Origin of the sequence: Bacillus sp. 17RED48 (assembly GCF_019837545.1) — a bacterium.
Lineage (GTDB): Bacteria > Bacillota > Bacilli > Bacillales > Bacillaceae_G > Bacillus_A > Bacillus_A wiedmannii.
This window is the reverse complement of the sequence record NZ_JADAXG010000047.1, coordinates 1-1,325: the sequence shown is the minus strand read 5'-3', so window position 1 is coordinate 1,325 and position 1,325 is coordinate 1. Positions and strand designations below refer to the sequence as shown.

The window sequence follows — 1,325 nt, the reverse complement described above, 5'->3', positions numbered from 1 at the left end:
GTTCCCTCCTGCAGGGGAAGGGCCAACAGGAGGAACTGGTCCAACGGGACCAACAGGACCCGGTGGAACAGGAATCGGTATAACAGGACCAACAGGACCTACAGGGCCGCAAGGGGAACCTGGGAATATAGGTCCAGTAGGACCGGAAGGATCTCCTGGTGCTCCTGGATCAACAGGGCCACAAGGCGTACCTGGAATTCAAGGAGAACCTGGAGATCCTGGTCTAACAGGACCACAAGGTGTACAAGGAATTCAAGGAGAACCTGGAGATCCTGGTCCAACAGGACCGCAAGGCGTACAAGGAATTCAAGGGGAACCTGGAGATCCTGGCCCAACAGGATCAACGGGACCAATAGGTCCAACAGGAATTGGGGCAACAGGTCCAACAGGACTAGTAGGACCGACGGGCTCTGGAACAGGAGCAACAGGGGCAACGGGCCCAGCTGGACCGACGGGCCCTGTTGGTGGCCCAACAGGGGCAACAGGGGCAACAGGCCCAGCTGGTGGTGCAACAGGAGAAACAGGCCCAATAGGCCCAGCTGGTCCACCAGGTTCTGAAGGACCAACGGGACCACAAGGTGTACAAGGAATTCAAGGAGAACCAGGTCCTGGAGGTCCAACAGGACTACAAGGTGTACAAGGAATTCAAGGAGAACCAGGTCCTGGAGGTCCAACAGGGCTTCAAGGTAACCCTGGTTTTCAAGGGCCTCCTGGGCCACTAGGACCATCAGGGCCCAATGTTCCTACAACATATGCAAATCTTGCTTTTTCAAGTACGGGTACTCCTCAAACTGTTTTAAGTGGTGCTCCAGTTAATTTTAATAACAGTACTCAAGTTACTAACCTTATATTTGATGGTCTAAATACAATAATAATTATTGACTCAGGTATATATACAATAGAATATTTTATTGCTATAGATCCAACAAGCCTGCCTGCTATTATTTTTGCTGTTGGTACTAATGGTCAGACTCAATTACAAAGAAGTATGGGGATGAATACAAGTGGTTCAATAATTGCAGGCAATTTGATAGCAACTTTAAATGCAGGTGAACAAATACAATTATTTAATGTTGGACAAAATACTGTAATAATTCCTCCAGTAACTGGTATTACTGATCCTGGTAATCCAACACCGGCGAATCGGCAGGGAGCACGTTTTTCTATATTTAGGATATTTTAATATTAATAAGGTTTATTATAAAATTAAAATAAATATGCAATGCAAGTGATTTAAGTTAGAAAAAAACACTCATTTGAGTGTCTTTTTCTTTTTTTTTTATTATTTTATGATATTATTTTGGGGATTTTTATGCGTCAAAGAG

1 pseudogene is annotated in these 1,325 nt (G+C 45.4%); it reads left to right on the top strand.

The annotated features are described in order from the left end of the window. Positions 1 to 1,183, top strand: a pseudogene (locus ILT06_RS32825) (Gly-Xaa-Xaa repeat protein); the annotation flags it as partial. Between the last annotated feature and the right edge of the window lie 142 nt (positions 1,184 to 1,325).